General features: G+C 40.5%; 24 protein-coding genes. 14 read left to right on the forward strand and 10 right to left on the reverse strand.

What is annotated here, in order from left to right; all coding sequences use genetic code 11:
- Nucleotides 1-2 precede the first annotated feature (2 nt).
- On the forward strand, nt 3-980 hold the full coding sequence (locus ACJ9PY_RS07155) for a quinone oxidoreductase family protein (RefSeq protein ID WP_411739712.1): 978 nt from the start codon (nt 3-5) through the stop codon (nt 978-980).
- A gap of 69 nt (nt 981-1,049) precedes the next feature.
- Here the strand turns inward: ACJ9PY_RS07155 and ACJ9PY_RS07160 are convergent, their stop codons facing one another.
- The gene (locus tag ACJ9PY_RS07160) at nt 1,050-1,385 is read right to left on the reverse strand and encodes a DUF3905 domain-containing protein (protein ID WP_336058391.1); all 336 of its coding nucleotides are present in this window, start codon (nt 1,383-1,385) and stop codon (nt 1,050-1,052) included.
- A gap of 122 nt (nt 1,386-1,507) precedes the next feature.
- Here ACJ9PY_RS07160 and ACJ9PY_RS07165 point away from each other — a divergent pair, with 122 nt between their 5' ends.
- Together ACJ9PY_RS07165 and ACJ9PY_RS07170 are read left to right on the forward strand one after the other, a co-directional pair.
- The gene (locus tag ACJ9PY_RS07165; RefSeq protein WP_057278994.1) at nt 1,508-1,672 is read left to right on the forward strand and encodes a hypothetical protein; all 165 of its coding nucleotides are present in this window, start codon (nt 1,508-1,510) and stop codon (nt 1,670-1,672) included.
- Complete coding sequence (locus ACJ9PY_RS07170; RefSeq protein ID WP_411739713.1) at nt 1,665-1,811, forward strand: hypothetical protein; 147 nt, start codon at nt 1,665-1,667, stop codon at nt 1,809-1,811. The genes ACJ9PY_RS07165 and ACJ9PY_RS07170 overlap by 8 nt, the downstream gene beginning before the upstream one ends.
- Nucleotides 1,812-1,847: 36 nt before the next feature.
- Here the strand turns inward: ACJ9PY_RS07170 and ACJ9PY_RS07175 are convergent, their stop codons facing one another.
- Entirely contained in the window at nt 1,848-3,608 is a 1,761-nt protein-coding gene (locus ACJ9PY_RS07175; RefSeq protein WP_095391730.1) for a B12-binding domain-containing radical SAM protein, read from the reverse strand.
- Nucleotides 3,609-3,812: 204 nt separating this feature from the next.
- Nucleotides 3,813-4,838, reverse strand: coding sequence for an acyltransferase family protein (locus ACJ9PY_RS07180; protein ID WP_063576967.1), 1,026 nt, complete (start codon nt 4,836-4,838; stop codon nt 3,813-3,815).
- Between the two features lie 277 nt (nt 4,839-5,115).
- Between ACJ9PY_RS07180 and ACJ9PY_RS07185 the strand changes: the two genes are divergently transcribed.
- Together ACJ9PY_RS07185 and ACJ9PY_RS07190 are read left to right on the forward strand one after the other, a co-directional pair.
- On the forward strand, nt 5,116-7,275 hold the full coding sequence (locus ACJ9PY_RS07185) for a PAS domain S-box protein (RefSeq protein WP_411739714.1): 2,160 nt from the start codon (nt 5,116-5,118) through the stop codon (nt 7,273-7,275).
- 455 nt (nt 7,276-7,730) lie between these two features.
- On the forward strand, nt 7,731-7,985 hold the full coding sequence (locus ACJ9PY_RS07190) for an aspartyl-phosphate phosphatase Spo0E family protein (protein WP_411739715.1): 255 nt from the start codon (nt 7,731-7,733) through the stop codon (nt 7,983-7,985).
- A gap of 294 nt (nt 7,986-8,279) precedes the next feature.
- Here the strand turns inward: ACJ9PY_RS07190 and ACJ9PY_RS07195 are convergent, their stop codons facing one another.
- The 3 genes from ACJ9PY_RS07195 to ACJ9PY_RS07205 form a co-directional block, all read right to left on the reverse strand.
- Nucleotides 8,280-9,011: a ZIP family metal transporter gene (locus ACJ9PY_RS07195; RefSeq protein WP_057278998.1), complete on the reverse strand. Its 732-nt coding sequence runs from the start codon at nt 9,009-9,011 to the stop codon at nt 8,280-8,282.
- Between the two features lie 113 nt (nt 9,012-9,124).
- Nucleotides 9,125-10,348 carry an MFS transporter gene (locus tag ACJ9PY_RS07200; RefSeq protein ID WP_063577806.1) on the reverse strand — a complete coding sequence of 408 codons (1,224 nt, stop codon included), beginning with the start codon at nt 10,346-10,348 and terminating at the stop codon, nt 9,125-9,127.
- Between the two features lie 144 nt (nt 10,349-10,492).
- The gene (locus ACJ9PY_RS07205) at nt 10,493-11,989 is read right to left on the reverse strand and encodes an ATP-binding protein (protein WP_411739716.1); all 1,497 of its coding nucleotides are present in this window, start codon (nt 11,987-11,989) and stop codon (nt 10,493-10,495) included.
- 156 nt (nt 11,990-12,145) lie between these two features.
- Here ACJ9PY_RS07205 and ACJ9PY_RS07210 point away from each other — a divergent pair, with 156 nt between their 5' ends.
- The 3 genes from ACJ9PY_RS07210 to ACJ9PY_RS07220 all read left to right on the forward strand — a co-directional run bounded on the left by ACJ9PY_RS07210 (nt 12,146) and on the right by ACJ9PY_RS07220 (nt 15,953).
- On the forward strand, nt 12,146-12,583 hold the full coding sequence (locus tag ACJ9PY_RS07210; RefSeq protein ID WP_034314147.1) for a MarR family winged helix-turn-helix transcriptional regulator: 438 nt from the start codon (nt 12,146-12,148) through the stop codon (nt 12,581-12,583).
- Nucleotides 12,584-12,808: 225 nt separating this feature from the next.
- Nucleotides 12,809-14,503 (forward strand): M3 family oligoendopeptidase, encoded by a 1,695-nt coding sequence (locus ACJ9PY_RS07215; protein ID WP_411739717.1) that lies wholly within the window; start codon nt 12,809-12,811, stop codon nt 14,501-14,503.
- Between the two features lie 409 nt (nt 14,504-14,912).
- Entirely contained in the window at nt 14,913-15,953 is a 1,041-nt protein-coding gene (locus tag ACJ9PY_RS07220; RefSeq protein WP_063576963.1) for a hypothetical protein, read from the forward strand.
- Nucleotides 15,954-16,003: 50 nt separating this feature from the next.
- Here ACJ9PY_RS07220 and ACJ9PY_RS07225 read toward each other — a convergent pair whose 3' ends face one another.
- Together ACJ9PY_RS07225 and ACJ9PY_RS07230 are read right to left on the reverse strand one after the other, a co-directional pair.
- The gene (locus ACJ9PY_RS07225; RefSeq protein ID WP_278088832.1) at nt 16,004-16,615 is read right to left on the reverse strand and encodes a hypothetical protein; all 612 of its coding nucleotides are present in this window, start codon (nt 16,613-16,615) and stop codon (nt 16,004-16,006) included.
- A gap of 193 nt (nt 16,616-16,808) precedes the next feature.
- Nucleotides 16,809-16,985 carry a YkvS family protein gene (locus ACJ9PY_RS07230; RefSeq protein WP_064505160.1) on the reverse strand — a complete coding sequence of 59 codons (177 nt, stop codon included), beginning with the start codon at nt 16,983-16,985 and terminating at the stop codon, nt 16,809-16,811.
- A gap of 452 nt (nt 16,986-17,437) precedes the next feature.
- Here ACJ9PY_RS07230 and ACJ9PY_RS07235 point away from each other — a divergent pair, with 452 nt between their 5' ends.
- A complete protein-coding gene (locus ACJ9PY_RS07235; protein ID WP_411739718.1) occupies nt 17,438-17,632 on the forward strand; it encodes an abortive phage infection protein in 195 nt (64 codons plus the stop codon).
- A 47-nt stretch (nt 17,633-17,679) separates the two neighbouring features.
- Here ACJ9PY_RS07235 and ACJ9PY_RS07240 read toward each other — a convergent pair whose 3' ends face one another.
- On the reverse strand, nt 17,680-18,174 hold the full coding sequence (locus ACJ9PY_RS07240) for a sigma-70 family RNA polymerase sigma factor (protein WP_411739719.1): 495 nt from the start codon (nt 18,172-18,174) through the stop codon (nt 17,680-17,682).
- 1,060 nt (nt 18,175-19,234) lie between these two features.
- Nucleotides 19,235-20,053, reverse strand: coding sequence for a thermonuclease family protein (locus ACJ9PY_RS07245; protein ID WP_411739720.1), 819 nt, complete (start codon nt 20,051-20,053; stop codon nt 19,235-19,237).
- Between the two features lie 178 nt (nt 20,054-20,231).
- On the opposite strand from ACJ9PY_RS07245, the gene ACJ9PY_RS07250 reads away from it, so the two are divergent.
- The 5 genes from ACJ9PY_RS07250 to ACJ9PY_RS07270 all read left to right on the forward strand — a co-directional run bounded on the left by ACJ9PY_RS07250 (nt 20,232) and on the right by ACJ9PY_RS07270 (nt 24,928).
- Nucleotides 20,232-20,861, forward strand: a complete 630-nt coding sequence (locus tag ACJ9PY_RS07250; protein WP_098936706.1) for an ATP-binding cassette domain-containing protein — start codon at nt 20,232-20,234, stop codon at nt 20,859-20,861.
- On the forward strand, nt 20,861-21,646 hold the full coding sequence (locus tag ACJ9PY_RS07255; RefSeq protein ID WP_057279005.1) for an ABC transporter permease: 786 nt from the start codon (nt 20,861-20,863) through the stop codon (nt 21,644-21,646). The genes ACJ9PY_RS07250 and ACJ9PY_RS07255 overlap by 1 nt, the downstream gene beginning before the upstream one ends.
- Nucleotides 21,647-21,848: 202 nt before the next feature.
- Nucleotides 21,849-22,115, forward strand: coding sequence for a phosphocarrier protein HPr (locus ACJ9PY_RS07260; RefSeq protein ID WP_034314127.1), 267 nt, complete (start codon nt 21,849-21,851; stop codon nt 22,113-22,115).
- On the forward strand, nt 22,115-23,833 hold the full coding sequence (gene ptsP / locus ACJ9PY_RS07265) for a phosphoenolpyruvate--protein phosphotransferase (protein WP_034314124.1): 1,719 nt from the start codon (nt 22,115-22,117) through the stop codon (nt 23,831-23,833). Before ACJ9PY_RS07260 ends, ptsP begins: the two co-directional genes overlap by 1 nt.
- Before the next feature lie 309 nt (nt 23,834-24,142).
- Nucleotides 24,143-24,928, forward strand: a complete 786-nt coding sequence (locus ACJ9PY_RS07270) for an SDR family oxidoreductase (RefSeq protein ID WP_411739722.1) — start codon at nt 24,143-24,145, stop codon at nt 24,926-24,928.
- Nucleotides 24,929-24,932: the final 4 nt, after the last annotated feature.

The following is a 24,932-nucleotide window of genomic DNA, read 5'->3' on the forward strand; positions in this document are numbered from 1 at the left end:
AGATGAAAGCTATTCATTTTGAAGAATACGGCGGACCGGAAGTACTGAAATTGACTGAAATGGAAAGACCTGTGCCAACAGGGCATGAAGTTCTGATTGAAATCGATTGTGTAGGCGTCAATTATGCAGATACAGCCAGAAGGGAAGGGCAATATGTAGTTCCTACGCCGCTTCCGTTCATTCCCGGTGCGGAAGTGGCTGGCGTAGTGGTGGAAGTTGGTGGAAAGGTGACCAAAATCAAACCTGGTACAAGGGTCGTCAGTTTAATTGAATCTGGTGGATATTCAGAATATGCCCTTTCTGATGAATTCTCGGCCATTCCGCTTCCTGATGCCATTCAGTTCCATGAAGCTGTTGCCTTGCCCCTCCAAGGTCTGAGCGCCTATCATATTCTTAAGACAATGGGACGCATGCAACAGGGCGAAACGGTATTGGTCCATGCTGCTGCTGGGGGAGTGGGATCGATTGCCGTACAGTTAGCCAAAATCTTCGGGGCTGGAAAAGTGATTGCCACCGCCAGTACAGTGGAAAAGTTGGAACTGGCTAAAGAGATGGGGGCAGATGAACTCATTGATTACACGCAAGAAGGATGGGAAATGAAAGTCCGTGAGGTCACGGGAGGAAAGGGAGTAGACGTTGCGCTGGAAATGGCTGGAGGGGATATTTTCAATAAAACGTTGAAATGTTTGGCTCCCTTTGGACGTCTTGTTGTTTTTGGCAATGCAAGTCGTAAGCCTTATACGATGAACCCGCAGCAATTAATGAGGCGCAATCAATCCGTCGTGGGATTTTTCCTGCCACAGATCATGAAACACCCGGATTTGCTGTTGCCTAGCATTCAAGACCTTTTTGCATACGTTGCGTCTGGGGAGCTTAAGTTAACTATCGGGGGCATCTTCCCAATTGAAAAGGCAGCAGCCGTTCATGAGGAAATGAACGCCCGGCAAACGAAAGGGAAGTTGATTTTGCAGGTTAAATGAGAATAAGGGGTGTATGATGCACCCCTTCTAGGATTTCACTTGTTCCTTTGACCCTAAAGAAAGCACGCCTCAATCCGTATTAGTGCTAACATCTTTATCTGGATGCATGAAAGGCGGCTGCGGCGCTATTTTAGACTCTAATAGTTGGCGGTTTTCAGTTGAATTCCAGCCTATATCATTGGTGGGGTGTACCCATTCGTCTCCAGCCATGATTTCCGGGTCTGTATCTTCGCTCCAGTTTTCGAGTGGTGAGTTTTCAGAGGCATATTTACTGTCGCCAATGACGACTCCATAATCATTGACGAATGGAGCCTGTGGTTTTATGCCGGTCCCTTTAAAGCTTGGTGCGTTAATTTGGTGTGGCTGTGTATCGTTGACAATTGGTGAATCCAATTTCTTTTTCATGTAGTGTCTCCCTTTTCGTTTTACGGTTATTTTTCTCGTCTGTCCCTATATTATCCCTGAATAATTTCCGGCATTTTTACCCCATTCTAAAAGGTAAACTATATTAAAAAGGGTGGATGAAAATGAAACGGAAAGCCAATGTGGATGGAGCTGTAAAAGCAAGTAAAACGCCAAAAAGAAATCAAGCTGAAAATGAATTTTCCAATGAGTTCGCAATGGAGGAAAATGCAATGAAAGGTGCCAACCGCAATTCAAAGCAAGGCAGAAAAGGAAGAAGTAATGGATAAAGAAAAACGGAACAGCGGGGAAAAGCTGGGTGAACATGTACGAACTGAATTTGGAATCGAATTCAGCGGCGATATGAACGCAACTAAAATTTATGAAATTTTGGCAAAAGAAAATAAAAAACGTGAAAGTGATAAGTAAAAAAGGACGGACCCAGCCTTGGGTCCGTCCTTTTTATTAAAGCATGATGCTACCGGATTTTGAAAGAGGGAAAATCGTTGATCCCTTACCACTCGGATCAAAATAGGCAAGCATGAATGAAGGTTTATCGACGATTGTTCCCTCAGCTAAATACGTTTCCAAATCAAAGGGAAGTGCCTCGAGCAACGTGTGTTTGTGTATTTCTTTTTCATTCAGGGCCAAAGCAGTGAAAGAGGAACCAAGCTGTTCAGGCTTATTGAGAATATATTCATATATCTCTTTCCGACCACTTTTATCTAATGAAGCTTCCCACCAAGGTTTACGTGGTTTGTATTTTTGATTCATGAAATAATCCAATTTCATGAGTCCGATAATGTTTTTCAGTTCGGCAGATTCCCGGGAAGCCAAAAACTGCTGTAAACGTCTGAACAAGTCTTCAAGCTGATGGCCGATTCGTGACCACCCTTGTTCATCCCAATAGGTACCGAAATCTTGAAAGAAGTCGAACGGTGATTGAAATACCGTTTTGACAAGATATTCCGTAGTATGATCCATTCTATGATCGTTCCAGTATTTTTCAAGTACATCTTCAACTTGTTTAATGCGGACAATGTCATCGAAGGATAAAACATTATTCCCCAATATTTCATAAGGAGCATGTTCGCTGTATATATATTGGTGTTCATCGGCTCGTATCCGTAAGCCGGTTCCACGAAGCATCTTTAAGAAACCAAGCTGCATCTCTTCGGGTCTAAGCTCGAAAACATCATTGAAGGTCTTTCGGAAAGAATGATAATCTTCTTCCGGTAAACCGGCAATAAGGTCTAAATGCTGATCAATTTTCTGACCATCTTTTACCATGGTTACGGTCCTGGTCAGTTTTTCGAAATTCTGTCTTCTCATTACTAGATCATTCGTATGATCATTCGTCGATTGTACCCCTATTTCAAAGCGGAACAGTCCTGCAGGGGCATTGTCGTTCAAGAACTGGATAACTTCCGGACGCATGATGTCCGCCGTGATCTCGAACTGGAAAACCACACCGGGAAGATGCTCATCGATTAAGAATTGAAACATCTCCATGGCATAGCTTCGGCTGATATTGAAGGTTCGGTCAACGAACTTAATGGTCTTTGCACCATTAGCCATAAGGTACCTGATATCTTCTTTAATCTTTTCACGATCAAAATACCTGACACCCACTTCAATCGATGAAAGGCAAAATTGGCAGCTGAACGGGCAACCTCGGCTAGTTTCGATATAGGTGACACGTTTAGATAGGTCGCCGCGGTCTTCCTCCAAACGATATGGAGAAGGGAGGGATTTTAAATCAACCTTGCCGTTCTGAGGCTGGATGATTTTTTTTCCATCCTGTCGGTACGCAATGCCGCCGATCTTCTTATAGTCATTCGAACCTTCAATTTCAGATAAAAGGGCCTTGAAGGTGACTTCACCTTCACCGATTACGATGAAATCAGCCCCGGGAATCTGATCAAGCCATTCCCCAACATCATAGGTGACTTCAGGTCCGCCGAGAATGATGACCAATTCCGGGTTGATTTTTTTAAGCATGGCTACGACTTTCATTGTTTCCTCGATGTTCCAAATATAGCAGCTGAACCCTATGACATCAGGTTTTTTGGAATGAAGGTCACCAACGATGTTCATAATTGGATCTTTTATCGTATATTCTGCCAGCTGGACATCATAATCAGGCTGGGCGTAAGCTTTTAAATATCGGATGGATAGCGATGTATGGATATATTTTGCGTTAAGAGTACTGATTATTATATTCATGTTAAAGGGCGTAAAAGAAACGCCTGGCTCCTTTCGTGTACATGTCTTTTTAAGCCAACAAGCACTAACGAGTTATTTTACCATAGCGTGCTCCATTTGAAAAATGAGTTATGGTATTGAAGGGGAATCTTTTCTGCTTGAAAGTCGGATAAGAAATCGAATTTGAAAAAACGGATAAAGCAGGAAATGCTTCATCCGTTTTATTTAAAACGCTTGTTTAATATAGTCTTTCGTTTTAGTCATGAATCGTTTTGTTTTGGTCGCCTTCAATTCGATGATCGGCTGTGCCATGGAAGCGATCATTTCACTTGATAATAACACGGTAATCAAGAAAGAGAGTCCGGCGAGCATTATAAAGCTCTCTGTATTGCTGAAGTATTCCTGTATGGTGCTTTCGCGGAAGAAACGAATGAAGAAACCATGCAGCAGATACACATAAAGGGTTTGTTTACCCCAATTCGTAAAGAAAAATTGTCTGCGTGGGATGAACGAAAGGAAGCTGAACACTGAAATAATGCTCAATCCATAAAATCCCAGGCGTTTAAACATGGACACGATTGTCGCATCTTCAAGTTCGGCATATGGTTTCGAACCGAGCAGCCATTTATAATTAATATCGGTATTTAAATAAAAACCGATAAAAATCACTAACATGACAATAAGTGATGCCAAACGAACTTTGGGAGTGAATAGTTTTTTTAAATGTTCCTTGCTTAAATGGTACCCAATCAAAAACATCGGGAAAAAAACGAATGTCCTGGAGAGACTAAGGTAATTGGAAATATTGTCTATATAACCAATCAATAATGCGATTATTAAAGATAAACCTATGCCTACTGATGGCTTTAGCTTTGAGAAACCAAGCAGCATGATGTTCCAACAGAATAAACTGATCAAGAACCATAGCGACCATTGGGGGTCAAGCAGGTCTACAGTGATGGCAGAACGTTCATATAAGAAATAATAGTAAACGGTATATATCAATTGGAAAATGATGTAGGGTAAAATCAGCTTTTTAGTAATTTTACCTAAATACCCTTTTTGATAAAAACCTTTCGCAAAGAATCCTGAAACAAGGATAAAGGCAGGCATGTGAAAGGAATAAATGGTTTTATATAAAGCATATATCGTTTCACTGTCATGTATATACGTATTCAGCAAATGACCAAAGACGACAAATGCCATGAGAATGAACTTGGCGTTATCGAAGAAAAAATCACGTTGTTTCATTTATTGCCTCCATTTAATAAATTTTAAGGTAGCTAGAAAGCATTGTTATTTCTTATTCCCTAAATACCTTGTACTAAATCATTATTTATTAAATTTATTATAAAAACCTTAAATTAAGCTTAACGCTAAGTTTTACAGCATTCAATATACTATCATTTGATATATAGGTTAATTTTGGATAAAGGTGTTTGTCCTGATTTTCGAAAAATACCGAGGAAAATCAAGATGGATGTCGAATAAAGTTGGGTAGGTATGGGTTTTGATGAGGGGGGTTAATATGAATATCGGTTATGAGAATGAAACGGAATATAAACAGGAAATTTTAAAATTGAATAAACAGATCGAAGGGTTTCTGAATATGTTCGATTCAATGTCAGAGCCTTATATCAGGGTTGATGAGGAACTGCGTCTCACTTATGCCAATGATGCCGCTTGTGCCCTGCTGGAAACACCTAAAGATCAACTGGAGTCCATGAGGATAACTGATTTTCTCGATGTCATCCCTTTAAATAACCAGGAAGTGTCAAGCACCCTAAAAACCTCGAATGAAAGTGAAAGGCAAATTATCCAGCTACATACCGGAGCCCTTAAGCAAATAGAGTTTATACGAATGGGATCACTTTCCGAAGGACAGCAGTTCTATCGTTTGGGGGATGTGACATTGGATGTTTCTTCGTCAAGGGAATCAGGGATGTCAAGACAGATGTTTTTGGACATTTTCGATACAGCCATAGAAAGCATCGTTCTATTTGACAGTTCAGGAATAATAATGGAAGTGAACCATGCCTTTATCTATGCCTTGGGCATTCCGAAAAAAGAGATTGTCGGTAAGAATATGAGGGACCTCATCTCCCCAGATTATCGGGGATATTGGGATGAGAGCATACAAAGAGCCTTTGATGAGTCAAACTATAAAGGGGAGGTAGAGATAAAGGTCGGGGATGAACTGCATCATTTTACTTTTTCGATAAGTTCAACGGTGGGAAATGAACTATATATGTCTGTGCTTGGAAGAATTACAGAATCAAATATAATAGAAAAAAAGTTAGAGACGAGCGAACGGATTTTTGCGGAATTATTCGACCAGTCCATGGATGCAATCATATTCTGGAATGATGATGGGATCATTTTTCGGGTCAATCATTCAGCATGTAAAATATTCGAATCCAGCAGGGAGGATTTGATTGGCAGTTATATCTGGAAATACGTTTACAGCAACAATCACCATTTTAGTCAGATGATGGAAAGGTTTGAAAGAGACACTCAGGTGCGTGGTGAGCTGATTTATAAAATGCCTAATAACCAAATTAAATTGCTGGAATTGACTGCAAAAAAACATGAAGGTGACGGATATAACGTAACGATCTTTCGAAATGTCAGTGAGCGCTGGCTGATTGAGAAGGAATTAAGGGATAGTGAGAAGAAGTTCAGGAAGATTTTTGAGGGAACATTAGACGGCCTGATTTTATGGAATCATGAAGGGTTCACGGATATTAATGAAGCGGGTCAGAAAATATTGGAGATTTCGAAGCGCAAACTGCTTTCTTTATCTGTTAAGGGGTTCATCGAAAAAATTCCTGAAAATGCTCCAGAATTGAACTCTCACATTGAAAATGTTTATAAGCATGAGGTATACTCCTCCATCATTCCGATAACATTCGAAGATGGAAGAGTTAAGCATATTGAATTTTTGACGAGGAAAAATTTATATTCGAATCTGAATTTAAGCATTTTCCGTGATGTGAGTAAAAATCTCGAAATGCAGGAACAAATCCGTAAATCGGATACTTTGAATGTCGTTGGTGAATTGGCGGCAGGTATTGCTCACGAAATCAGGAATCCAATGACAGCTTTAAAAGGTTTTATCCAGTTGCTTGAGGATGGTGTTAAAGGGGAGTTTTCCACATATTTTCATGTGATTACATCCGAAATTAAGCGAATCGAAACCATTATCACGGAATTTTTGGTTCTGGCAAAGCCGCAGGCGCTAAAAGTTTTCAAACAGGACGTTCATACCATATTGAGAGAGACACTGGAATTACTGGCCGCTCAGGCACTGTTGGAAAATATTCAATTCGAGACAAACTTTGAAGAAGATGAATGTAAGGTTTTATGTGAAGCGAACCAGTTAAAGCAAGTGTTCATTAATATCATCAAAAATGCATTGGAAGTCATGCCGGATGGCGGATCTGTTCACATTAAAACAAGCCGATTTTCAGAGAAATACGTTTGCATTTCAATTACTGATAAAGGCATGGGGATTTCAACGGAAATGCTAAAAAAATTGGGTGAACCTTTTTATACGACGAAGGATAGGGGAACAGGACTGGGGCTCATGGTCAGCTATAAAATCATTGAAGAACACAATGGCTATATAGAAGTGGAAAGCGAAGTGGGAAAAGGGACGAGCTTTCATATTTATTTGCCATTCGAGTAATGTAGAAGGGGATGCTCTATACCTTTCTTAAGTTAACGGAAAGCATGGATACTTCATTAGGGATCCTTTATCGGATTCCTTTTTTGTTTCATCATCATTATCCTGGGATTTCAAATGAGGGTTGTAATAATGATAAACATTTTTGCTTCACTTAAGGGGCTGTCCTGCTTTTAAATCATTGAGAAATTATTTGCTCGAATTGAATAAGCGAAAACTAATAATAGCATCCAAATAGGGGAATCTTTCAAAGCGATTTTCGGAGCTGTCTTCATATGAAATCTTCCTGATCAATATATGATGCTTATGCTTAGGAATTTCCGTCATATCCTGTCTGCTGATGGACCAAGCCATATCGCAATTTAAGAAGTTTTGTCTTTTTTTGCGAATCTATTTACATATAAGGCATATTTTGTAATACTTCTTTATTATAATGTAACTTTAAAAGGGCAGGAGTAGTGAATGTAGTTATGAATTCTAGGTGTGCAACGGAAATTTGTTCTGAGATTCGAATGAAGCGTTGGGAAATGATGGAGTTGGCGAAAATGTATGGACTTGGCCATGAGTATACCCTTCGCCAAAGCGAGCAGCTTGACAAACTTATAAATGAGTATCTGATCCTTCAACATCATCCATCAGTGGAAGTGAGAAATAAGCGAGATGAAATGGTTGTTATTGTACAGCAGCCCTTTAATGAAGACATTTCCTTTTAGAAGGAACTGAATGCCCATGACTTTTTATATTAGCAGGCAAGAGACAATCAACTTTGTGTGATTTCTGGTGAAATGAATCATATCTGAAAACAAAAAAAGAAAGACATATGTAAACAATAATATATCTTTTGAATTTCCTTTGGATTTGGGGTATATATCGAGGGGAGGTCACCAGAAGGTGTCCTTCGTGCATCGGATTGGTTTAGAAGTCTTAATTTTTCTGAATGGATTACACTGATAAATAAAAAGTAAGAGCTGACTCACTTGATGGAGCCAGCCATGGAAGTACCGCAATTATAAAATTTCCAATAATATGACCATGAACAAAAGGCCGATAATGAAGGAATAGGTGGATGTGCGTTCATTACCATCCCCATGGCTTTCGGGAATCAGTTCCTTATAAACGATGAAAAGCATGGCCCCGGCGGCGAAAGCTAGGCCGTATGGAACCAGGAACCCAATGTAAGAGGTTAAATAATAACCCAGTAAGCCTGTAATTATTTCGATGGTGCCGGTTAAGGTTGCAATCAGGAATGCTGTGAGTTTACCGATTTTTTGATTAATTAAAAACAAGGCGACCAGTAAGCCTTCCGGAGCATTTTGCAGGCCGATGGCAAAAGCGATCAAGTTACCTGTATCAGCTGTATCAGAGGCGTAACTGACCCCGACAGAAAGCCCCTCAGGAATATTATGGAGTGTAATGGCAGTGATGATGAGCAAGGCCTTTTCATCGAACTGAATACCACTTTTCGTATGGCTGAGATCGATATGAGGAATGTTTTGTTCCATGACCGTTAATGTCATTACCCCGAGAAAAACCCCAATTACCAGCTGAATATACCCTCCGGTGGCCAGAGACTCCGGGATCAGGCTCAATAACGAAGCAGCCATCATGATTCCAGCGGTAAATGCCAGTAGCGTGTCTCTGAATCGATGTGTGATTGAACCTTGAATGAACAAGATCGGTAACGCACCAAACCCTGTAGACATAGCAGATAGGATGCTTCCTAATAAAACTCCACTCATAAATTTCTCCTTTGTAAGGTACTTATCGTTACTTCTTTGCGGATTTTTGGGTGAAACAATAATTCATTGTATTTAGACATAAAGAATATGTTCCTGGAAAAAACCATTTTGCATCAATCTTCTGCATACCATTTTTTCAATGTTAGATCAGACGGTAGCAATATGCTGATGATTCCCAGTAATGGCAGGAATCCCACTAGTTTAATCATGGATTCAATTCCAATTATATCTGCAATGGCTCCCAATGAAACGGATCCAATGGCACCCATTCCGAAGGCTAAACCTACGGTCAAGCCTGCCATCGTACCGACTTTTCCCGGGACCAATTCCTGTGCGTATATTACCGTGACGGAAAAACTGCTCATTATAATGAATCCCGCTATCAATAATAAGATAAAAGCGGCTGTAGGAGGTACGAATGGTAAAAGTGCGGTTATTGGCATGCTGGCAGCGAAAGAAAAGAAAATGATGTTTTTACGTCCGAATCTATCAGCAAGCGGGCCTCCGAAAAAAGTACCAACAGCACCAGCTGCCAAAAAGGCAAATAGGAAAAATTGAGCGGCTTTTATCGTGAATGAATACTGTTCGATCAAATAAAAACTATAAAAATTCGTCATGCACGATACATACCAGGAACGGGCAAAGATTATGAATAAAATCAATACCAGGGCTTTGGCCACTTTATGGGACCGCTCTTTATTGATTATTTTTGCAGCAAGCTTTTTAGGCTGGAAGTGAACTAATTTTTGGGAATACCAATTGGCAATATACAGCAATAGGATAACGGCCATTAAGGCAACCAGGGCAAACCAGAGTGCGCCCTTTTGACCAAATGGAACAAGTACGATGGCTGTGATGAGTGGGGCAAGTGCCTGCCCGCTATTCCCGCCGACCTGATAAATGGATTGTGCCAGGCCTCTCTTTGGTCCGCCTGCCATGTAGGCAACCCTGGAGCCTTCCGGATGGAATATGGCCGACCCTAAGCCCATCAGGATGACTGCACCAAGGATAATGGTATAGTTTGGGGCAATTGCGAGAATGATGACCCCGATTAAAGTACTGGTCAACCCAATGGGCAATGCATATGGAAACGGTTTTTTATCCGTATAAAACCCAACTGCCGGTTGCAGGAGCGATGAGACGATATTCAGGCAGAATGCAATCATTCCTAGCTGTGTATATGAAAGCGACATTGATTTTTCGAGGATTGGGAACATGGCCGGTACGACGGCCTGAAGAGAATCATTCATTAAATGGCATATGCCTATGATGATCATGATTTTCAGAGTCATATCTTGTTTTTGCGTTTTTGTTTTAATGGCAGCGATACTTCCCATCTGTATATATCCTTCTTCCTTATTAAGATTTTTACCTATTCCATAAATAGATTCAATAAGCATGCACCGTATGCATGACACCTTTAAATAAATCGGGATCGTTACTAGCCTTTATGAAAAAATCGATAACTCTTCAAAGTATTGCTAAGTGTGGTCTTTTATAAGCGGCAAGCGGATTGTAACGGTTGTACCGATCAGAGGTTTACTTGAAAACTCGATGGTGCCGTTAAAAGATTCAATGATTCGTTTACACACAAATAGCCCTAATCCCGTTCCTTCTTTTTTCGATGTATAGAAGGGATCGAACACTTTCCCTATATCTTTTTCAGTCAGTCCTTGCCCGTTATCGATGATCATGATTTTAGCCGATTCATTTTCATGGTGAATTCGAATCCTTAACTTTTTCCCAACTTCCATGGCCTCGAAACCGTTTTTGGCAATGTTGAGAATGACTTGTTTGAGTTGGTCCTTTGTACAATGAACCAGGATTGGTTCCTTTATGATATTCCATTCCACTTCAATATTGAAGTGACGTGCTTCTGATTCTATTATTGGTCTCAATTCAGCAATGATACCGCGAATATCATATAAGGATAAAGTTTGTACCATTGGCTTTCCTAAAATCAAAAATTCGCTGACGATGCTATTGATCCGTTCAATTTCCTTCATGATGACAGAGTAATAGAACTGATCTTGCTCCTCAGGGTGTTTTTCTACCAGTAACTGAACTAGCCCCTTTATGCCGGTAAGTGGGTTTTTTATTTCATGTGCAGTACTTGCAGCCAATGTACCGACAAAATCTATTTTTTGGCTTTCGTTTAGTAATTTTTGGTTTTTGGCATGCCTGCGAACGATCAGTTCCTCCATGATGATATAAATCATGTGAGTAATAAAGAAGGTGAAAAAGACAAGCATTAAAAAAACATTCATGTTATTTGTGTTAATCTTGTCGGGCACTTTGACGGACAGTTTCCAATCGACTTCGGTCAAAGGAACATCCACCCATGTTGAATGTCCATTGAATCCCTCGGCATTTATATCTAAAATTCGGGTTTTGTCCTTTGTTTCCAATATAAAGGTATGACCAGGGCTGAGCATTTTCAATATTTTTTCCATATGATCCAGCCTGATATGTGCCAATAAAAACCCTTGCACTTTTTTATCTTGATCCAGTATGGGAGCAAAAATGGAAAAATAATTAAAATGAGTGTTATAAAGCTCCTTTGTTCCTGCTACAACTGCTTTTTGAGTTTTTACTGCACGTTCTATATCATTTTGTTCGATTAAATGGTAATGATGGAAATTCTTATTCGTACCCGAAATGGAAACACCGTCGCGATTTAGCCAATATACTCCGGCATACCTGGAATCTGTATCTTTGATCCAGTTCATAAGAAGTTCGGTTTTTTTATCATCCATATAAAGCACGGAACTGCTAAGGCTAAGCAGTTCAAGGTTTTCCTTCGTTTCCCTTATAACTTGATCTATGTATTCTTGATAAACCGTTCCCGCCCATTCAGCTTGCACCTGTCTTTCTTTTTGAAGGGAACGTTCTAAATGCATCCAATAAATGATAGAGAGAAAAATTAATGGTAAAATAACAATAAGTAGGTATGTGGTGAATTTATGCCTCGTTTTCATGTTTGTCACTACTTTAGCTTTTTTTTCAAGTATATCAAAATGATTGATTAAACAATAGTGCATACTAACAGGGCAGATTGACAAAAAATCCTTAATGTCATATAATAACTTTTAATTCAAGATATTTTAATTAAAAATTTTTAAGGTTGTGAAGTTATGGAGAATAATAACATCCAACAGTCTTTGAAACTGTTCATTGTGATGTCTAGAGCTCATCGATCCATTAATGATGTGGTTAATAAACATATAGCTGAAGAGGGTTTGAATCCAACTGAGTTTGCAGTACTGGAATTGCTTTATCATAAAGGGGATCAGCCTCTTCAGCAAATAGGCGGAAAAATCCTGCTAGCCAGCGGCAGCATTACCTATGTCGTGGATAAACTTGAACAGAAGGAATATCTGCAGCGCATAGCATGTAAAGAGGATCGCCGTGTAACCTTTGCAAAGATAACCGATAAAGGAAAGGCCTTTATTGAAGGAGTATTTCCTGAGCATGAAAAAAGAATCGATGATATCATGAGTGTACTTACGCAAGATGAAAAGGCGACCGTGATCGAATTGCTTAAAAAGATTGGGTATTCCGCTCAAAATTAGCTAAAGAACCAGCACCTGGATTTGACTACAGGTGCTGGTTTTTCATGTCTGATAAAACATGAATTTGTTTTAGCGACATAAAAAGGTTTTTAATAAGCTATGGCGAATTAAATTACATTACGACAACCGTGATAATGGTGAATGTTACTTGGAAACGAATTCGATTGGATAACGTCACACTGGTTATACAGAAAAAATGTTTTATATTCGAAAGGGAGTTTACATATGAAATTTAATGAGTATAAATATAAGCGGCCTGAAATGGATGAAATTAAAACCCGGTTCATGAAAGCTTTGGAAAAGTTTACGGATGCTGCAAATGCCGATGCACAAATAAAAGCCATGGAAGAAATAAACGGAATACGAAATTATGTAGGTACGATGTTTAATTTAGTCTATATCCGGCATTCCATAGATACCAATGATGTTTTTTATAAAGCGGAGAATGATTACTTAGATGACTTCTCCCCTGAAATGGAAGAATTGACCTCGAAATTTTACAATGATCTCGTTCGCTCGAAATTCCGTAAGGAGCTTGAGGAGAAATGGGGAACTCAACTATTTGACCTGGCAGAGGCCCAACTCAAAACCTTTTCGCCCGAAATCATACCACAGCTGCAAAAAGAAAATAAATTATCAAGTGAGTATTCACAATTAATTGCCTCTGCAAAAATTCGCTTTGATGGAAAAGAATTAACGCTTGCGCAGCTTCAGCCTTTTATGGAGTCCTCGGACCGTGAGTTAAGGAAAAATGCAAGTGAGGCATATTACGGTTTCTTTGAAGAAAAGCAGGAGGAATTGGATCGTATATTCGATGAACTTGTCAAGGTGAGGAATGGGATTTCGACAGCGCTGGGTTATGGGAATTTCGTGGAACTTGGGTATTATCGAATGACAAGGACTGATTATGATGCTGATATGGTTGCTGCATTCCGCAAGCAGGTGAAAGAGGAAGTGGTACCGCTTGTCACCCGGCTGAAGGAACGGCAGCGGGAACGTCTTGGATTGGAGAAGCTGAACTATTATGATGAGAATTTTCATTTCAGAACGGGTAATGCCATTCCAAAAGGCGATGCTGAGTGGATCATCGGAAATGGGAAAAGGATGTACCAGGAACTATCGCCTGAAACGAATCAGTTTTTCAACTATATGATTGATAATGACCTGATGGACCTTGTGGCGAAAAAAGGAAAAGAAAGCGGTGGCTACTGTACTTTTATAGAAGACTATAAAGCTCCATTCATCTTTTCTAATTTCAATGGCACTTCCGGGGATATTGATGTTTTGACACATGAGGCAGGTCATGCATTCCAAGTGTATCGCAGCCGTGATCTTGGTATTCCTGAATATTATTGGCCTACATATGAAGCATGTGAAATCCATTCGATGAGCATGGAATTTCTAACTTGGCCATGGATGGAGCTATTTTTCAAGGAAGATACGGAAAAATATAAGTTTTCCCATTTAAGCGGTGCCCTCATATTCCTCCCGTATGGGGTAGCTGTTGATGAATTTCAGCATTTTGTCTATGAAAATCCTAATGCCTCCCCCGTTGAAAGAAAGCAGGCTTGGCGTAAGATCGAGATGGAATATTTGCCGCATCGCGATTATGAAGGAAATGAATTCTTGGAGCATGGCGGGTATTGGCAGCGGCAAAGCCACATTTATCAATCACCCTTTTATTATATCGACTATACATTGGCCCAGATTTGTGCTTTCCAATTCTGGAAAAGGTCGACTGAAAAAGATGAAACGGCTTGGGAGGATTATTTGAATCTGTGCCAACTTGGAGGCAGCAAGTCCTTCCTTGATCTCGTTGAATCTGCGAATCTGAAATCACCGTTTGTAGACGGTACTGTACAGTCCGTTGTGAAGGTGATAGACGAATGGCTCTCCACTGTTGATGATAAGGCATTATGAAATGGTCTAACTCTGAACCATGATTATAAAAGAAGATTTGGTTATCCTTCATGAACACTTTTTTATATAGAAAGAAACCTTATTGGATTGAAGAAATTTGCCACACTCCTGCCGAGGTGCTTGCAATGATGCGGCATGAAAGACAATCGGCGGAAAGGGAGCGAATTTCTGGAATCAACTGGTACGTTTATTAATTAGTATACAGTCTGAACGCTTGGAGATTATTCCAAGCGTTTTTTTTAATTTTCATGCATTCGGAATGATGCTTCAAAGTGAAATGCATAGGGGGTTTCAGACTGCACTGTGAGAGAAATGAAACCGAGGAAAAAAACAGCCGACGAAAGGAATATCGCCCGGCTTGTCTTAAATATCTCTTCCTTACATATAAATGTAAGGAGGAGGGGAGAGTATGCTGTCAAGGTGGTCAGGGAGTTTTCAGATTGCAGCGGTTTATGTAGGCACAGTCGTCGGTGCAGGATTTGCAACTGGAAAAGAGATTGTCGAGTTTTTTACCCGTTATGGTTTTTATGGCTTTATCGGGATTTTAATAGCAGGTTATATTTTCATATTCACCGGGACGAAAATCATGCTCATTTCCGCAAGGATCAGAGCATCTTCGTATGAGGAGTTCAATCAATTTCTTTTTGGGAAGAAAATAGCAGGAATCATCAACTTCTTTTTCCTAATCATGCTGTTAGGGGTGACGGCTGTCATGATTTCGGGTTCTGGAGCCGTTTTTGAAGAACAACTTGGCGTGCCTAAAAGTATAGGAAGTTGGTCTACGATCATCCTGGCATCCTTGGTCCTGATGATGGGCATGCGCGGTGTTTTCACTGTGAACTCGTTTGTTGTACCAATCATGATCTGCTTTAGCGTGATTCTTTTTTTCTCGACTTTAGGTAATGGGGATTTCTTTAAGACCCTTACAAAAGTTCCGGATGAAGTGATCACCGTGAAAATGATTTTGTCCCCCTTTGCCTACACAGCCTTTAATCTTGCTTTGGCACAGGCTGTGCTGGTTCCGGTTGCGTATGAAGTTCGAGATGAGAAGGTCATTAAGCATGGAGCAATTCTTGGAGGGATATTCCTGACCATCATTTTATTGACGGGGCATTTTTCACTTATGACACTTCCTGACGTGAATCGTTATGAAATCCCTTCAGCAGTTATTATGAGAACTGCGGCCGGTCAGTTGTATTGGATGTTCATTTTGGTGATATACGGAGAGATATTCACATCGGTCATCGGAAACATATATGGCTTACAGAGGCAAATCAGCAGTTATATTAAATTGCCAAGCATGCTGATCATAGCGGTGATCTTTTTAATAGCTTTAGTCATTAGTGAATTCGGATATGGAAGGTTACTAGGATATATTTATCCGGTTTTTGGATACATAAGCCTCCTTTTTTTAGTGCTGGTCTGGAAGAGCAAGGCAGGCAAGGAGTAATTGAGAACGGGGGGCCTCTTAAGCCCTCCGTACCATGGGGAAATCAATGGTCACCCTTTCATCAGCGTCTTAGCCATCTCTAGAAAAGCATCCCGGTAATCTTTATCTTTTTTCGTGAACATCGTTAAGCGGACGGGGGCTTTTTCATCCTTGAGCAAAATGGAAGTGATGACATCATCCCCACTTTCCACTTCAAATCCTGTGCCGCTCTCGATATCGAGTGAAGGATCCCTAATCGTTTCTGAAATGCTTTTCAGCTGGTCTTGAACATTTTCTTCCACCTCATCCCAACTGACATCGGCCTTCAACAATTCGATTCTCATATAAATGGATTCATCTTCAATCAGGAACACAATATCTTTTCCAGGTTCTTCGGCACTTAACCTGAATTGTTGCAAAACATAGAGGCTGAACGGTTGATTATCGCTTTTTTTTAGGAATGCTGTTTTTTCTTTTGCTTCCCCGTTCATTGTATACTGCAGGTTTTGCTCCATCAGTCTTATTTTATTACGATTGCCTCTTTGAGAAGTGTTGCCTCCGTTCTCCTCTTTTATTGAATCTTCCTGTGGCTCATCTGCATTTTCGTCTGTGGCCGTACCACAGCCAGTCAGCAGAAAAGCGGCGAATGTGACACAGCCAATATAACGTGTCCAACAAGTCATGTGTTTCCCTCCTCTTTCTGATAGAAATTTCAAACTGGATATTCCTGCATCACATACAGGTGCTTTTCCCTTTAATGAATTAGACGGCATGAAATGGAAATGGTTACAAAAAGCGGGGGAATCGAATGGGGCGATTGCTAAAAAGTGAAAAACGGAATGGTCATCTAGTAACCATCCCGTTTGATAAATTGAATTATCCTATGATTTTATAATTTTTATGGTTTACGACTGTTTTTTGTTCAAGCTCCAAATCACGATAATTTTCCATATACGTGACGTCCACGATTACTGAGTTCTCGTTCACTTTCTCGACGATTCCTTTTAAGCCTTCTCTAAATTCAATGATATTTCCAACTTCCGCTTTCTTCATGGTAATCATCCTTTCCCATTTTGTTTCCAATGATCAAAAAGTAACAATGGAGTAATTGGATTATTCGAACATCTTGCCGTTTAGATTTTGACGTGGGAAGTGCTAGTAAGAGAATTAGTTATCTCTTATGTCGGTACAGTAAGCTAAACTTTTAAAAGGAGGTACGATTCTTGTAATGGAGCATTGTAAAGATGTGGCATAATTTGGTATATCTTGCAAACACAGTTATGCGTACCAGTATGTAATTATATGTACAAAAAATGCCAATCATTTTACATTATGATATTTTAATATACAGTTTGCACTATTTTAAAGCATTCGTAAAGAATAATGTAGTAAGTGGGCAACAAAAAATTCCGATTTATATTAAGTGGCAAGTTTATGTTAAAATGAAAGCGGAATTTCTCCTGTCTGAAAATGATGGAACATTCGATAATTAAGGAGGATAATATATGAATGCAGAGGAAGCAAAAGAAGTACTCGATAAATTGGCAAATCGGGAAATGGAAGAGTTCCTGATAACAAAAGAAGAATTTTTAGCTTTTCGTGAGGTTCTTGTTAAAAGGGATGACTTTAAACATTTTCGGGGGAATGCTCAACATAACGGTGTGATAATTTATACGTATTTAGAAGAAGCGAGAAGTTGATGGATGTATAGTTTGGGGTGGCTCATGATTGAGCCACCCCAAATTATTTATAATGGAAAAATCAATTGTTTCCTTAATTTATTTAAGGCGGACTTTCTCCATGACTTGACGGCTGCAGCAGTAACTTGATATATCTCAGCTATTTCAGTCACGGTTTTATTTTCAAGGTATGTCTGTAAAAGCCAGCGTTGCTGATTCAGTGTCAATCCTTCCGTATAGGTTAATATATTTTCGATGGCAAAGGCCTCTTCATGCATTGAAAAAGGATCTTTAATCATCTCTAATAGGAAGGAATCAAAGGGTTCGGTACGGATTTCATATTTATGATGATGCTTTAATTCGTTCAGAATTTTGCCTTTGATTACCGTATAGGCATAGTTGGAGAATTGTCCGGATTCCTCATTGTAATTCCCTAATGACTCCCATAAAGCGATCAAGCCTACTTGAAAATATTCTTCCTTATTTTTATAGATGGAAAGTGAGCGGATAATATGATGGATCATCGGTGTGAATTCTTCCGTTAGCGCTGAGAAATCTTTCATTAAGCAAGTCACCTTTAGAAAGTGCACTTTCCTGTATTCCCGGGTGCTTCTACCATAAATAAATCGATCGGATAAAGCCAAATGGCATAACCGAAAAATGGCGGTAATAACAAGTGGGTTTTAAAGGAGCTAAGAGAACCTTTTTGATGAGAAAAGGATAATTAAGGAAATATTGAGTGGTGGGACCAAATGAAAAAACACATCCTAAGATTGGATGTGCCGAAACATCATGTTCCGTTTGTCGACAAGGGTAGTTTGGAATGGCCTCATTTAAAACAAGGATATATTTTATAGTTCAACTTTGATTTCCACTTTAGGCGCTCGCTTTCCGCGGGCGGTCAGGGAACCTCCTCGGCGCGCCTGCGGGGGTCCCCCTTAGACCGCTTTTCCTGCAGGAGTCTCGAACACCCGCTCCAATCAACTTTGTTTTAAAACATAGAAATCCTTTTGTCCGCAGATTTTTTGAGGCGGTGTAAAATTTAGATTTCCACTTCAGGCGCTCGCTTTCCGCGGGCGGTCAGGGAGCCTCCTCGGCACGCCTGCGGGGGTCCCCCTTGCCACTCTTTTTCCGCAGGAGTCTCGTACCTTCCGTTCCAATCAACTTTGTGTTATTTAAAAAAACAGCTGGCTCGTCTAATTCCGAACCATGTTTAATTGACTAGTTTATCCTTCATGTTTTTTCTTGTACTCCTTAATGGATGGAAGAAATTTGCGACACTCCTGCCGAATAACTGGCTAGCCGAGACCCCACAGACGCTTGCGTCGAGGAGGCTTGGCAGACAGTCGGCGGAAAGGGAGCGGATTTCTGAAATCAACTGGAATTTTTAAAAGAAAAACAGCTGGCTCGTCTTATTCCGAACCCTATATAAGACTAGTATATCCATCATGTTTTTTTCCTGTAATCCTAATGGATGGAAGAAATTTGGACACTCCTGCCGAATAACTGGCTGGCCGAGACCCCGCAGGCGCTTACGTCGAGGAGGCTTGGCAGACAGCCGGCGGAAGGGGAGCGAATTTTTGAAATCAACTCGATCTTTTTTTAATAAAACCAATGTATTTGTTAACTTTGCGATTTTCTGAATCCAGCATCCTGGGCGTCTTTTTCAGTACAAAACATTTCTTCTGGTTTAGTTATTTCGTAATATTGGCCCGAAGGAATGTGATAAATTTTATTGCCTTTGGAATTTATATTCCCTTTAATTTGCGGGTTATTGCAAGACCCAATGGGCTTTTCCGTGGATGCTTCTTTTGACTTCGAATCATCGAACCCTTTTGAAGTTGCATAGTTTTCAATTGACCAAATACCGATTTCGTCTTGTTGGGCTTGTTTTTGAATATTTTCCAATTCATCAAGGTATTTCGTGTTCGGTGCATAAACATAAGCTACCCTCGCCAGTCCTTTTTCCAGCAGGAGTTTATTCACCATTTTACCATCCACATAAAAATAGGCCAGCAGCCGGCCGTATTTATCTCTTTCACCTATGCCGGTTTCTACTTCCACTTTAGAGCCCGAAGGCATGAGTTCCTTGGCGAACTTGCTTGCTTCAGGCCCAAAAGGCTGAACGGGCTTGGATGGGTGCACGGTTTCTGGAGTATCTATCAACAGGAGCCTGACCGTTTCTTGATTTCCATTAGTCATTTTGATTTTTACTGTATCTCCGTCAATAACTTTGATGATCTCGGCTGTGAATGTCTTGCCTTTCTCTTCATTTGAAGAATCCGCACTGGAACGGGTGTCTTCGTTGGAAAGTGAATCTTCCTGTTTGGATTGATTGATCACGTTATCTGAAGCTGCCTGGCAGCCAGACAACGTGATCAGGCAAAGTGCAGTAAGGAGAAAAACATTCAGGTAAGAATGTAAAAAGGAATTTCCGTTCATGATAAGTCCCTCCATTTATTAAGGTGTTTTCCACGTCTTCATGGATATATTCGGCAGGAATAATACTAACCTATAAAAATGCGAAAGAAAATGAAAATCTTTACATGCATCGCTACCCCATATCAGGATAGTTTCTTATAATGATATCGTGGAGTAAGGGAGGCAGGCGGATAAAATGATATTCAGGCTAGAAAATATTAAATATAAAGGGATTTTGAATATTGATGATTTGGAAATACCGGCGTGTATGGTTACTTGTTTGACTGGGGAAAGCGGTTCAGGAAAAACTTCACTGCTACGGTTATTGAACAGGATGGATGACCCGGATAGCGGTTCGATTTATTATCAGGATCAGTTGCTGGATGAATTCAACCCGATAGAGCTCCGGCGTAAAGTCACAATGCTTTCTCAGGCACCATTCACTTTACCGGGTACGATTGAAGAAAATCTTCAGATTGGCCTGGAATTGACGGAACGGGAAAAAAAGGATAAAGAAGAATTGGTTAAAGCACTTGAAACGGTCCAGTTACAGAAGTCCTTAGACGAGGGTGCGGAATATCTTTCTGGCGGGGAGAAACAGAGGCTGGCACTGGCGAGGTTACTTTTATTGAACCCCGACGTGTATTTATTGGATGAGCCGACTTCAGCTCTTGATGAGGAAGCCGAGCTGACGGTCATGGGGCGTTTTTTAGAAGGAGTGAAGCGGGAAAAAGGAACGGTCATCATGATAACCCATTCAAAACAGCTGGCGGACATGTGTGCTGAACATAGGATCGTTCTGAAAAAGGCGAAGGAGAGTGACTATTAATGGAGTCGAATGGGATAATAGATATTGAGTTCTGGCGTCTTTGTGCGGCCTACGTGTTTGTAGTGATTCTGCTCATAATCGTGAAGTGGCGCGGGATTACACGGGAAAAGCAAATCATGCTGGCCACAGTGCGGATGACTGTCCAACTCATTCTCGCAGGATATGTTTTGACATATATCTTTGAAAATCCCCACCCATTACTTTCTTTAGGATTTTTATGTGCGATGGCCCTATTTTCCATCCATAATATTTTTAAGCAAGTGTCCCATACTCTTAATAAGAAAATCAAAAGGATCGTTATCTTAAGTATGTTGTCAGGTCCCATGGCTGCCTTGTTTTATTTTAATGTGGTCGTGATTCATTTCACGCCATGGTATGAGCCGAGGTACTTCATTCCAATTGCAGGGATGATCGTGGGGAATGCCATGACCGGAGTTACATTGGCGCTTAAGAACCTCCATGAAGGGATAAGCGGTAATCGTGAAAGGGTAGAAGCGATGTTGATGCTTGGAGCGACTCCAGCGAGGGCTGTGAAGAAATATGTGGATGCTGCATTCGACTCGGCTGTGCTCCCGACTTTGAACAATATGCTCGGGATGGGGATTATCTTCCTTCCAGGAATGATGACAGGGCAAATCATTTCGGGGATAAGCCCGCTAATTGCTATTGAGTACCAGATTGCGATTCTGATTGGAATTCTCGGAAGTGTTTCATTAACGGTGGTCCTTTTCATTATGCTGAGTTTCAGGGCTTTTTTTACCAAAAATGCACAGCTGTCCATTTAATCATTGAAGAATCTGAAAAGTAATAGTTGCAGTTCCATCTATATTTTTGTACTATTTTGTAGGTACCAATAGTTTTGGTTTGTTTGTTGGGAATGATAATGCTATCCTGATAAGGAAAAGGGCATTTCTTTTTTCATTTGGATAGAGAAAACCCCTTACATAACCTATTTTTGTTAATTTATCTTAAAGGAGATTGATCTATATGGTAGAAAAAACATTTACAGTAACTGCAGAAACAGGAATTCACGCGCGTCCGGCAACATTGCTAGTACAAGCTGCAGGAAAATTTGATTCAGAAATAAACCTTGCATATAAAGAGAAAAAAGTGAACCTTAAGTCCATTATGGGTGTAATGTCCCTAGGTATCGGCAAAGGTGCGGAAATTACGATTTCTGCTGAAGGAAGCGATGAAAATGATGCACTGAACACACTTGCTGAAACGTTGAACAGAGAAGGATTAGCAGAATAATGTCCACTTTAATTAGTGGAATAGCAGCTTCAAACGGAATAGCCATCGCTAAAGCCTATCGACTGACTGAGCCAGATTTATCGATTGTAAAAAGAAGCATAGAAGATGTTGGGGCTGAAATATCCCGTTTTAAGGAAGCTATTCAAAAGTCAATAAATGAATTGGAAATAATCAGGGATAAAGCCGAAAAGGATCTAGGGGCCGATAAAGCCGCAATCTTTGACGCGCACCTGCTTGTTTTGGCTGATCCGGAACTTATCACTCCAATTCAGGATAAAATACAATCAGAAAACGTCAACGCCGAGTTTTCCTTAAATGAAACCGCAAGCATGTTCATTACGATGTTTGAACAAATGGATAATGAATACATGAAGGAACGAGCAGCGGATATCCGTGACGTCACGAAACGGGTGCTGTCACATCTTTTAGGTGTTCATATTCCTAATCCGAGCATGATTGCTGAAGAAGTGATCATCATTGCGGAGGATTTGACTCCATCCGATACAGCACAGTTGAATCCGGCATATGTTAAAGGATTTACGACCGATATCGGTGGACGTACATCCCATTCAGCCATAATGGCCCGTTCATTGGAAATTCCAGCAGTCGTTGGAGCGAAGTCAGTGACCTCTTCCATTGAAAATGGTGACTTGGTCATAATTGACGGGTTAAAGGGTGAAGTCCACATCAATCCCACTCCTGAACTCGTGAAGCGCTACGAAGAGGAGCAGGAAGCCTATGCCAGGCAAAAAGCTGAGTGGGCGAAACTTGTTCATGAAAAAACCGTTACGAATGATGGCCACCATGTGGAATTGGCAGCCAATATTGGCACGCCGAAAGATCTGGAGGGCGTACATCAAAATGGCGGTGAAGGCATCGGGTTATATCGTACGGAATTTCTTTATATGGGCAGAAATGACTTTCCAAGTGAAGAAGAACAGTTCGAGGCATACAAAGCTGTGCTGGAAGGAATGTCAGGGAAGCCTGTAGTCGTCAGAACGCTTGATATAGGCGGAGACAAGGAGTTGCCTTATTTAGAGCTTCCTAAGGAAATGAACCCTTTCCTTGGCTACCGTGCGATTCGCCTTTGCTTAAATGAGCAGGAGATTTTCCGGACCCAGCTCCGTGCCCTGCTTCGTGCAAGCATTTACGGGGATTTGAAGATCATGTTCCCGATGATTGCAACACTGGCTGAATTCCGCGAAGCTAAAGCCGTCTTGGCTGAAGTCAGGCAGGAATTGCTTGATAATGGTATTCAAGTTGCCGAAAAGATTGAAGTCGGAATCATGGTTGAAATCCCTTCAACTGCAGTGATGGCGGATATATTTGCTAAGGAAGTCGATTTCTTCAGCATAGGCACTAATGACTTGATTCAGTATACGATGGCCGCTGACCGAATGAATGAGAGAGTATCTTATTTATATCAACCATACAATCCTGCGATTTTACGCTTGGTTAAAATGGTCATAGATGCAGCTCATAAAGAAGGGAAATGGGCCGGAATGTGCGGGGAAATGGCTGGAGATGAAGTGGCCATCCCGATTTTAATCGGATTGGGCCTTGATGAATTCTCAATGAGTGCCACTTCGATTTTAAAAGCACGTTCTTTAATTAGCCAACTTTCACTTGAAGAGATGAAAAAATTATCTCAGGAAGTTCTGGGGCTGGACACGAATGATAATGTGAAAGAAGCGGTTGTTAACGCTTTGAAGAAATAATTAAAATCAGGAAAACAGCACCCCATCCATTAGAACCTTCGGATGGGGTGCTGTCCTGTAATTCTTGTATACTTTAAAGAAAAAATGTTTATTGCACCAAAAAAGGGGTAAATAAAAAGCAAGCACAGTTGTTTAGCTCTTTTAGGGCAGCTGACATTCTCATTTCCCCCTTTGAAGCCGGTTGGTTATCCAGCCGGCTATTTTTTTTGCAAATAAAAAATCACAAGAATGATTATTCAGATTTTTCACTTTACGGTTATAACGATATAATGGAATTATATTTTTAAGAAGATGGAGGTTAGGTATAATATGGAATTACATTTGGAAAAGAAAAACGCCTTGATTTTAGCTTCAAGTCAAGGTTTGGGGATGGCTATGGCAGCCGAATTGGTTAAAGAAGGAGCAAATGTCATGCTAGCCAGCCGTGATGGGGAAAAGCTAGCCGCCGTACAAACGGAATTATCACAGCTTGGGACGGGTAAAGTTTCTTATAAGGTAACGGATATAACAAAAGCTGAAGATATTAAAAGCCTGGTTGCGCAGACCGCTGAAGAATTCGGCGGTATCGATATTCTTATTAATAATGCCGGAGGTCCTCCAGGAGGTTCTTTTTCAGATTTCAATGATGAAGAATGGCAACAATCTTTTGAACTTAATTTACTAAGCTTCATAAGGACGATTCGTGAGAGCTTGCCACATTTAAAAAAACAAGGCGGGAAAATCGTTAATATTGCTTCTTCATCCATTAAGGAACCGATTCCAGGACTGATATTATCGAATACATTCCGGACGGCAATCGTTGGTTTGTCGAAGACGTTAGCTTCAGAATTAGCACCAGACAGGATTTTGATCAATACAGTCGGTCCAGGAAGAATCGCAACGGATCGTGTTCAGCACCTTGATAAGATGAATGCAGAGAAACAAGGCGTCACTCCTGAGGAGATGACTGAACTATCCATTAATAAAATCCCTCTTGGGCGTTATGGGGAACCCGAGGAATTTGCAAAGTTCGTTACTTTCCTTGTTTCAGGTGCTAATACATATATAACGGGGCAGTCCTATTTAGTTGACGGAGGTATGATAAAGTCCATTTAAGTTC

The organism is Peribacillus sp. S4 (assembly GCF_046715815.1).
Taxonomy (GTDB): domain Bacteria; phylum Bacillota; class Bacilli; order Bacillales; family DSM-1321; genus Peribacillus; species Peribacillus frigoritolerans.

What these genes read in the sequence shown, in the direction of transcription:
- ACJ9PY_RS07255 (WP_057279005.1), top strand. Translation starts at nt 20,861, where the DNA reads ATGGAGTCGAATGGGATAATAGATATTGAGTTCTGGCGTCTTTGTGCG.
- ACJ9PY_RS07185 (WP_411739714.1), top strand. Translation starts at nt 5,116, where the DNA reads ATGAATATCGGTTATGAGAATGAAACGGAATATAAACAGGAAATTTTA.
- ACJ9PY_RS07165 (WP_057278994.1), top strand. Translation starts at nt 1,508, where the DNA reads ATGAAACGGAAAGCCAATGTGGATGGAGCTGTAAAAGCAAGTAAAACG.
- ACJ9PY_RS07160 (WP_336058391.1), bottom strand. Translation starts at nt 1,385, where the DNA reads ATGAAAAAGAAATTGGATTCACCAATTGTCAACGATACACAGCCACAC.
- ACJ9PY_RS07220 (WP_063576963.1), top strand. Translation starts at nt 14,913, where the DNA reads ATGCTGTCAAGGTGGTCAGGGAGTTTTCAGATTGCAGCGGTTTATGTA.
- ACJ9PY_RS07200 (WP_063577806.1), bottom strand. Translation starts at nt 10,348, where the DNA reads ATGGGAAGTATCGCTGCCATTAAAACAAAAACGCAAAAACAAGATATG.
- ACJ9PY_RS07175 (WP_095391730.1), bottom strand. Translation starts at nt 3,608, where the DNA reads ATGAATATAATAATCAGTACTCTTAACGCAAAATATATCCATACATCG.
- ACJ9PY_RS07210 (WP_034314147.1), top strand. Translation starts at nt 12,146, where the DNA reads ATGGAGAATAATAACATCCAACAGTCTTTGAAACTGTTCATTGTGATG.
- ACJ9PY_RS07240 (WP_411739719.1), bottom strand. Translation starts at nt 18,174, where the DNA reads ATGAAAGATTTCTCAGCGCTAACGGAAGAATTCACACCGATGATCCAT.
- ACJ9PY_RS07180 (WP_063576967.1), bottom strand. Translation starts at nt 4,838, where the DNA reads ATGAAACAACGTGATTTTTTCTTCGATAACGCCAAGTTCATTCTCATG.
- ACJ9PY_RS07205 (WP_411739716.1), bottom strand. Translation starts at nt 11,989, where the DNA reads ATGAAAACGAGGCATAAATTCACCACATACCTACTTATTGTTATTTTA.
- ACJ9PY_RS07215 (WP_411739717.1), top strand. Translation starts at nt 12,809, where the DNA reads ATGAAATTTAATGAGTATAAATATAAGCGGCCTGAAATGGATGAAATT.
- ACJ9PY_RS07260 (WP_034314127.1), top strand. Translation starts at nt 21,849, where the DNA reads ATGGTAGAAAAAACATTTACAGTAACTGCAGAAACAGGAATTCACGCG.
- ACJ9PY_RS07225 (WP_278088832.1), bottom strand. Translation starts at nt 16,615, where the DNA reads ATGACTTGTTGGACACGTTATATTGGCTGTGTCACATTCGCCGCTTTT.
- ACJ9PY_RS07235 (WP_411739718.1), top strand. Translation starts at nt 17,438, where the DNA reads ATGAATGCAGAGGAAGCAAAAGAAGTACTCGATAAATTGGCAAATCGG.
- ACJ9PY_RS07230 (WP_064505160.1), bottom strand. Translation starts at nt 16,985, where the DNA reads ATGAAGAAAGCGGAAGTTGGAAATATCATTGAATTTAGAGAAGGCTTA.
- ACJ9PY_RS07170 (WP_411739713.1), top strand. Translation starts at nt 1,665, where the DNA reads ATGGATAAAGAAAAACGGAACAGCGGGGAAAAGCTGGGTGAACATGTA.
- ACJ9PY_RS07195 (WP_057278998.1), bottom strand. Translation starts at nt 9,011, where the DNA reads ATGAGTGGAGTTTTATTAGGAAGCATCCTATCTGCTATGTCTACAGGG.
- ACJ9PY_RS07155 (WP_411739712.1), top strand. Translation starts at nt 3, where the DNA reads ATGAAAGCTATTCATTTTGAAGAATACGGCGGACCGGAAGTACTGAAA.
- ACJ9PY_RS07270 (WP_411739722.1), top strand. Translation starts at nt 24,143, where the DNA reads ATGGAATTACATTTGGAAAAGAAAAACGCCTTGATTTTAGCTTCAAGT.
- ACJ9PY_RS07245 (WP_411739720.1), bottom strand. Translation starts at nt 20,053, where the DNA reads ATGAACGGAAATTCCTTTTTACATTCTTACCTGAATGTTTTTCTCCTT.
- ptsP (WP_034314124.1), top strand. Translation starts at nt 22,115, where the DNA reads ATGTCCACTTTAATTAGTGGAATAGCAGCTTCAAACGGAATAGCCATC.